The sequence below is a fragment of the Nocardioides islandensis genome (assembly GCF_015352455.1).
Classification (GTDB): Bacteria; Actinomycetota; Actinomycetes; order Propionibacteriales; family Nocardioidaceae; genus Nocardioides; species Nocardioides islandensis.
This window is the reverse complement of the sequence record NZ_JADKPN010000020.1, coordinates 80,105-87,960: the sequence shown is the minus strand read 5'-3', so window position 1 is coordinate 87,960 and position 7,856 is coordinate 80,105. Positions and strand designations below refer to the sequence as shown.

Annotated in this window: 5 protein-coding genes; 3 read left to right on the top strand and 2 right to left on the bottom strand. The window is 72.9% G+C overall.

The features are described from left to right. Positions 1-166: 166 nt before the first annotated feature. Positions 167-2,311, bottom strand: a complete 2,145-nt coding sequence (uvrB, locus tag ISU07_RS22745; protein ID WP_194709141.1) for an excinuclease ABC subunit UvrB — start codon at positions 2,309-2,311, stop codon at positions 167-169. A gap of 114 nt (positions 2,312-2,425) precedes the next feature. Between uvrB and ISU07_RS22740 the strand changes: the two genes are divergently transcribed. Continuing rightward, positions 2,426-3,448 (top strand): helix-turn-helix transcriptional regulator, encoded by a 1,023-nt coding sequence (locus tag ISU07_RS22740; protein WP_323742770.1) that lies wholly within the window; start codon positions 2,426-2,428, stop codon positions 3,446-3,448. Here ISU07_RS22740 and ISU07_RS22735 read toward each other — a convergent pair. After that, positions 3,385-6,567 (bottom strand): DHA2 family efflux MFS transporter permease subunit, encoded by a 3,183-nt coding sequence (locus ISU07_RS22735; RefSeq protein ID WP_323742769.1) that lies wholly within the window; start codon positions 6,565-6,567, stop codon positions 3,385-3,387. The two genes, ISU07_RS22740 and ISU07_RS22735, sit on opposite strands and share 64 nt — an antisense overlap. A gap of 135 nt (positions 6,568-6,702) precedes the next feature. On the opposite strand from ISU07_RS22735, the gene ISU07_RS22730 reads away from it, so the two are divergent. Together ISU07_RS22730 and ISU07_RS22725 are read left to right on the top strand one after the other, a co-directional pair. Next, a complete protein-coding gene (locus tag ISU07_RS22730) occupies positions 6,703-7,218 on the top strand; it encodes a glycine cleavage system protein R (RefSeq protein WP_194709139.1) in 516 nt (171 codons plus the stop codon). 183 nt (positions 7,219-7,401) lie between these two features. After that, complete coding sequence (locus tag ISU07_RS22725) at positions 7,402-7,782, top strand: YciI family protein (protein ID WP_228522438.1); 381 nt, start codon at positions 7,402-7,404, stop codon at positions 7,780-7,782. The last annotated feature ends 74 nt before the right edge of the window (positions 7,783-7,856 follow it).

The window sequence follows — 7,856 nt, the reverse complement described above, 5'->3', positions numbered from 1 at the left end:
GCGGGGGAAGCCCGCCGGTCTTGGTGGGCTTGGCAGGCCCTCGTGAGGGACGAGCGAGGGCGGGAGTGGACCGGCGGGCTTTCTCCGCGCAGCCGGCCCTGCCACAGACCACCAAGCCCGCCGCAGGCGACCCCAATCAGCAACCCAAGCCCCGCCGCAGGCGGAACTAGCGGACTCCCGCCTCCATCATTTGGCGCAGCTCCTTCTTGAGGTCGCTGATCTCGTCGCGGAGGCGGGCGGCCAGCTCGAACTGGAGGTCCGCGGCCGCGGCCTTCATCTGGTCGCTGAGCTGCTGGATGAGGTCGGCGAGGTCGGTGCTGGGCAGGCCGGCGGTGTCGGGAGCCACCTTGCGGATCTCGGCGGCGTCGAGACGGGACAGCCCCGGGGTCGGGGACTTGCCGCGCGAGCGGTCGCCGCGGGCGCCGGTGCCCTGCCAGGTGGCCAGCAGCTCCTGGGTGGTCTCGTCCTCGCGGGCCAGCATCTCGGTGATGTCGGCGATCTTCTTGCGCAGCGGCTGCGGGTCGATGCCGTGGGCGGTGTTGTAGGCGACCTGCTTGGCGCGGCGGCGGTTGGTCTCGTCGATGGCCGACTCCATCGAGGGCGTGATCTTGTCGGCGTACATGTGCACCTGGCCCGACACGTTGCGGGCCGCGCGGCCGATCGTCTGGATCAGCGACTTGTCGGAGCGCAGGAAGCCCTCCTTGTCGGCGTCCAGGATCGAGACCAGCGACACCTCGGGCAGGTCGAGACCCTCGCGGAGGAGGTTGATGCCGACCAGCACGTCGTACTCGCCCAGCCTGAGGTCGCGGAGCAGCTCGATGCGCTTGAGGGTGTCGACCTCGGAATGGAGGTAGCGCGTGCGGATGCCGGCGTCGAGGAGGTAGTCGGTGAGGTCCTCCGACATCTTCTTGGTCAGTGTGGTGACCAGGACGCGCTCGTGCTTCTCGGTGCGCGTGTTGATCTCGTGGATGAGGTCGTCGATCTGGCCCTTGGTCGGCTTCACCACGACCTCGGGGTCGATCAGACCGGTCGGGCGGATGATCTGCTCGACCACGTCGGGGGTGCCGCCGCTGCTCACCTTGTCGAGCTCATAGTTGCCCGGCGTCGCGGAGAGGTAGATGGTCTGGCCGATCCGGTCCAGGAACTCCTCCCACCGCAGCGGCCGGTTGTCCATCGCGCTCGGCAGCCGGAACCCGTGGTCGACCAGGTTGCGCTTGCGGGACATGTCCCCTTCGTACATCCCGCCGATCTGCGGCACGGCCACGTGCGACTCGTCGACGACGAGCAGGAAGTCCTCGGGGAAGTAGTCGAGCAGGCAGTTGGGGGCGCTGCCGCGCGAACGCCCGTCGATGTGCATCGAGTAGTTCTCGATCCCGGCGCAGGAGCCGACCTGGCGCATCATCTCGATGTCGTAGGTCGTGCGCATCCGCAGCCGCTGGGCCTCGAGCAGCTTGCCCTGGCGCTCGAAGTAGGCCAGCTGCTCCTCGAGCTCGGCCTCGATCCCGTTGATGGCCCGCTCCATGCGGTCGTGGCCGGCGACGTAGTGGGTGGCCGGGAAGACGTAGAGCTCCTTGTCCTCCGAGATCACCTCGCCGGTCACCGGGTGGAGCGTCATCATCCGCTCGATCTCGTCGCCGAAGAACTCGATGCGGATCGCGGCCTCCTCGTAGACCGGGAAGACCTCGAGCGTGTCCCCGCGCACCCGGAACGTGCCACGGGTGAAGGACATGTCGTTGCGGGTGTACTGGATCTCGACCAGCCGCCGCAGGATCGAGTCGCGGTCGTGCTCCTCGCCCACGCGCAGCCGCAGCATCCGGTCGACGTACTCCTGCGGGGTCCCCAGGCCGTAGATGCAGGACACGGTCGACACGACGATCACGTCACGCCGGGTGAGCAGCGAGTTGGTCGCCGAGTGCCGCAGCCGCTCCACCTCCTCGTTGATCGAGGAGTCCTTCTCGATGTAGGTGTCGGTCTGGGGGACGTACGCCTCGGGCTGGTAGTAGTCGTAGTAGGAGACGAAGTACTCGATCGCGTTGTCGGGGAAGAGCATCCGCAGCTCGTTGGCGAACTGCGCCGCCAGCGTCTTGTTGGGCTGCATCACCAGGATCGGCCGCTGCACCTGCTCGGCCACCCACGCCACCGTCGCGGTCTTGCCGGTGCCGGTCGCGCCCAGCAGCACGACGTCCTGCTCGCCCGCGTTGATCCGCTTGACGATCTCCGCGATCGCGGTCGGCTGGTCACCGGAGGGCGTGTAGTCGGACTGCACGTGGAACGGGGCCACGCGCCGCTCGAGATCGGTCACCGGACGCATGGGCCCAGCGTACGAGCAGGCACCGACACCCTCCCTCTCGCTGGCGCTCGCCCGGCTCGACCACCTGGGCGATTCCGGACGGTAACCTTCCGGAACATGCGACACGGTGTGTTCGTGGACGAGACCACGCCGACGGCCCGGGCGTTGATGGTGCTGGAGATGGTGCAGAACTCCCCCGGCATCAGCGGCGAGCAGCTGGCCGAGCGGCTGGGGATGACCGACCGGGCGGTGCGGAGGTATGTCGGGAACCTGCGCGACGCGGGGATCCCGGTGGAGTCGCAGCGCGGGAAGTACGGCGGGTACCGGATCGGCCGCGGGATGCGTCTGGCCCCGCTGATGTTCACCGCCCCAGAGGCGCTCGGCCTGGTGATGGCGGTGCTCGAGGGCCGGCAGACCGACCCGACCGACCCGGTCGGGCAGGCCGTCGGCAAGATCATCCGCGTCCTGCCGAAGCCGCTCGCCGAACCCGTCGAGGCCGTCGTCCGGACCAGCGAGCGCACACCCGACGGGCACTCCTCGGCCCCGGACCCGCAGGTGGCCGCGGCGGTGGCGCAGGGGACGTCCGCCCACCGCCGGCTGCGGCTGGCGTACCGCCTCGGCCAGGACCGGGTCGTCGACATGGACGTCGACCCGTGGGCGCTCGTGGTGAGGTACGGCAAGTGGTACCTCCTCGGCTGGTCCCACACCGCCGGCGCCCGGCGCATCCTCCGCATCGACCGGGTGGCCACCGTGCAGGAGCTCGACGAGGTCGCCGAGGCCCCGCAGGACCTCGACCCGCTGACGGCGGTCGAGGAGCACCTCGCGCAGGGCTGGACGCACCGGATCGAGGTCGTCGTCGACGCGCCGGTCGAGCGCGTGCGCTGGTGGCTGCCGCGCAAGCAGGCGCTCCTCACCGCGATCGACGACAGCACCACGCTGCTCCGGGCGAGCACCGACGAGCTCGACTGGTACGCCGAGCGGCTGGCCGCGATCCAGGCGCCGTTCCGCGTCGTGGCCCCACCCGAGCTGAAGGACGAGGTCGCGAAGGTCGGGCGGAGGATGCTGGCGAGCGCGGGCGTCGATGACGCTCCGGCTCACGCCGAGACCGGCTCCCGTTCCACGTCGGGCTCGCCGAGCGACACGCCGTCCGGGGACTGAGCACCGAGGTCGAGCGACCCGGCCGCCAGCAGCGCCCGGGCGGCCTCACGGCCGGCCCGGACCATCCGGTCGAGCTGGTGGAACTCGAGCAGCCCGACCCCCAGCGTCGCGGGGGTGAGGACGACGGCACCGGCGCGGTGCGCCGCGTCCACGGCCCCGCCGGCGCCGATCGTCATCGTCCGGAGCAGGGTCTCCCCCAGCGCCGGCACGCGGGGCCGGCCGGTGCGGGCCGGGCGGCCGCCGCCCCCGCCGCCCATGGAGATGTTCACCGCGACGACAGGCCCCTCGTCGCGCTCGAGCAGGACGTCGACGGGCAGGTTGTCCAGGACGCCGCCGTCCATCAGCAGCCGCCCGTCGTCGGTCGGGATCGGCGCAAAGAGGACCGGCAGCCGCATCGAGGCCACGGTCGCGTCGAGCAGGGAGCCCCGACGGTGCACCTGGCGGGTCCGGCTCACCAGGTCGGTGCTGACCAGGGCGAGCTGGCGCGACAGCCCGTCCAGCACCGCGTCGCCGGTCACCCGGGCCACCGACCCGCGCATCCGGACGCCACGGGTCAGGGCGCGGGTCGGGATCGTCCAGTCGTTGAAGGGGTTGCGGGCCACGAACTCGGCGTACGCCCGTTCCTCCAGCTCGGCACCGTCCCGGCTCAGGGCGTAGATGGTCGCGAGGGCCGCGCCGACACTCGCGGCCGCGATCCGGTTCAGCGGGTACCCCGCCTCCTCGAGTTCGCGCAGCACCCCGATGTGGGCGAACGCCCGGGCCCCGCCGCCGGCCAGCACGAGCCCGAGGCTGCGCCCGGCGAACCGGTCGGCGATGTCGGCGACGCCGGGCGCGAGGTCCCCCGTCACCACCGTCAGCCGCCACGCGTCGGTGCCGGACACCCAGGCGGCGCGGTCGGTGGGGGCGTCGACCGCCCCGATCACCACCAGGTCCGGCTGGAGGCCGACGACCGGGACACCGTCGGGTACTGGGCTGCCCGCACGCGCCACGAGCACGACGGCGTCCGACTGCCGCAGGCAGAAGTCGCGCCATGCCACGGCGTCGCCCGGCGCCACCCCGTCGGCCGCGAGCACCACGCGGTCGCCGTCCGCCTCGGCCCGCGCCAGCCCCTCGCCGTCGACCACCCCGGGCTCGACCACGGACACGTGGGTGCGCAGCCGGTCGGACAGGTGACGCGCCACCTCGGCGTACCCGCTCCCGGGGTGCAGGCCGACCACGGCGATCACCTGCGGGCGGACGGCACGTTCGGCCGGCCCCGGGGTGCCGGCCGTCCGGAGCTGGCCGGCCAGCTGCGTCAGCACGGTCCTGGCCGCCGACGCGTCGTGGGCCAGCAGCCCCTCGAAGGCGCCGCGCGGCACCTCGAGCAGCGCGGCGTCGCGACGTGCGCGGACGCCGGCCGAGCGGCCCTCACCGGTCAGCAGCGCCAGCTCGCCCACCACCGCACCCGGGACCAGGGTCCGGACCAGCCGCCCGTCCTGGACCACCTCCAGCCGACCGCTGCGCACCAGGTACGCCGACCCCGGCGGGTCTCCCTCGTGGAACAGCCACTCCCCGGCGCGCAGGTGCACGGTACGGCTGGCCTCGGCCAGCGCGGCGCGAGCATCGAGCGAGAGGGTCGCCAGCAACGGGATGTCGTCCAGCCCGATCGAGGCGCCCGCCCGGGTCGGCTCGGCGCGCAGGTCGCGCGGGTCGGGCAGCAGCAGGAGCGGTGCGCCGTGCTCGACGTCCTCGTCGTGGTGTCCCGCTGCCACCTTGCCGATCGGCAGGGCGGCCAGGGCCACCAGCACGAAGGCGCAGATCGACAGGAGCCAGCCGTCGCGCAGGGCGGCGACCACGCCGGGCCCGGTGGGGCTGCCCACGACCAGCACCAGGATGGAGATCCCGAGCACGCCGCCGAGCTGGCGCGCGCTGGAGACCAGCGCGGACGCCGTCGCGTACCTCCCGCCCGGCACGGCGGCCAGCGCGGCGCTCCCCAGCAGCGGCAGCGTCGCCCCGACGCCGATGCCCGACAGCACCTGTCCGGGGAGCCACTGCGACCAGAAGGCGGGCGCGGTGCCGACCATCTGGTGGTACCAGAGGTACGCGCCCGCCCAGACCAGCGCGCCCGGGACCACGAGGACGCGGTAGCCGACCCTCTCGGCCAGCGGACCGAGCCGGGCGGCGACGACGGCCGCGACCAGGGCGCCCGGCACCAGGGCGAGACCCGCGCGCAGGACGTCGTACCCCCACACGTACTGCAGCCAGAGGATGTTGGTCAGCAGGTACGCGTAGAAGCCGAGACCCGCCAGCACGGTGGCCAGGCTCGCCACCCGGAACGACGCGATCCGCACCAGCGCCGGGTCGACGACGGGAGCCCGGTGGCGCAGCGAGCTGCGCACGAACAGGGCGCCGAGCGCGACGGCGAGCACGAACGAGCCCACGACGCGTGGGCTGCCCCAGCCCCAGTCGTTGCCCTGGATGACGCCCAGGTTCAGCAGGGCGAGGGCCGCGGCCAGCAGCAGCGCACCCGGGATGTCGGGCAGGACGCGCCGCCCGGGTGCCCGGCTCTCCACGACGGTACGACGGGTGGCCACCACGGCCAGCACTCCGAACGGCAGGTTGACCAGGAAGGCCCAGCGCCAGCCGCCCAGCTCGACGAGGGCGCCGCCCATGGGCGGTCCCAGGCCAGCGGCCACCGCCGCCGTCGCGCCCCACAGGCCGATGGCGTGCGCGCGGCGGTCGCTGCTGAACGCCTCGACCACGATCGCCAGGGAGGCGGGGACCAGCATCGCGGCGCCGAGCGCCTGGAGCACCCGGCCCGCGACGAGGAGCTCGAGGTTGCCGGCCGCCGCGCACCAGACCGACGCCAGGGTGAACAGGGTGATGCCGCCGGCGTACGCCCGCTTGCGTCCGATGAGGTCGGTGAGCCGCCCGCACACCACCAGGAACGCCGCGAACACGATGTTGTAGGCGTTGAGCACCCAGGACAGCGCACCGATCGACGCCTCCGGGAACGACTCGCGGATGGACGGGAAGGCGACGTTGACGATCGTGGCGTCCAGGAACGCGAGGAAGGCGCCGAAGCAGGCCACCAGGAGGACGCGCGTCGGCGCCGCCCGTCCACGAGCGCGCTCGGACACCAGCCCCCCCAAGTCTCCGAGACCGACACGGTCTGGTCACTGTGTCGCCGGACGGGCGAGCGCGCAAGGGGGACGGTCCTCGGTCCGCTTCCATGACGCCGACCCGGCGCGACCGGAGGGACTACCCTGCGGCCCATGGCCACCCTCGTCCTCACCGCGCTGGGCGACGACCGACCGGGTCTGGTCGCCGCGATCTCCGGAGCGATCAGCGCGCGCGGCGGCAGCTGGGAGCAGAGCCACTTCTCCGAGCTCGCCGGCAAGTTCGCCGGCATCGTCGTGCTCTCGGCGCCCGACCCCGAGGCGGACGCGCTGAGGGCCGACCTGCTCGCCCTCGAGGAGCAGGGCGTCCACGTGGAGGTGGAGCGCACGGACGCCCCCGTCGACGAGGACGCGGTCACCTTCGAGCTGGAGCTCGTGGGCGCCGACCGGCCCGGCATCATCTCGGAGATCTCGGCGCTGCTGGCCGCCCACCGCGTCAGCATCGAGGACCTCGTCACCGAGCTCGTCGACGCGCCCATGGCGGGCGGCAAGATCTTCGAGGCCCGCGCCGTGCTCGTGGCGCCGGAGTCGGCCAGCGCCGACGGCCTCCGCGAGGCGCTCGAGTCCCTTGCCGACCGGCTGATGGTGGACGTCCACCTCTCCCTGGATTGACCGGCCGGGCGCCGGACATACTGGCGCGATGACCAGCGCCGGGCGAGCTCGAGCGCGTGCTCGCGCCGTACCTGAACCGCACGGGCGGCGACGTACCTCCCGACGCCCGGACCGTGCGGCTGCTCGCGTACTTCCTCCCGGGCCCCTCGTGACCACCACCCCGACGACCACCGGAGGACCACCATGACCGAGACCGCACCCGGCCACGAGCCCGGCGGGCGCGGACCGCTGCGCTTCGACGAGCTCACCGTGTCCCTGCTCGTCACCGGGTCACGCCCGAACGACGCGCGCCTGCAGGACGCCCACCTCGCCCACCTCGCGTCCCTGCACGAGCAGGGGGTGCTGCTGGCGGCGGGTCCGCTCAGCGACCCGGCCGGCGAGCTGCGCGGGCTGAGCCTGCTCAACGTGCCGCCCGACGAGGCGCTGCGGCTGAAGGAGGCCGACGAGGCCGTGCGTGCCGGGGTGTTCTCCGTGCGGGTGATGCCGTGGAGGATCCCGTCCGGTGCGCTGTCGTTCTCGCCGACGTTCTTCCCGCGGTCGATCCGGGACGTCACCGGGGAGTAAGGATTCGGGGTTCCCGCACGCACTCCGGGCGGAGCACCATGGGACCGGTCCTCGGGTCCGACACGGGACAGGAG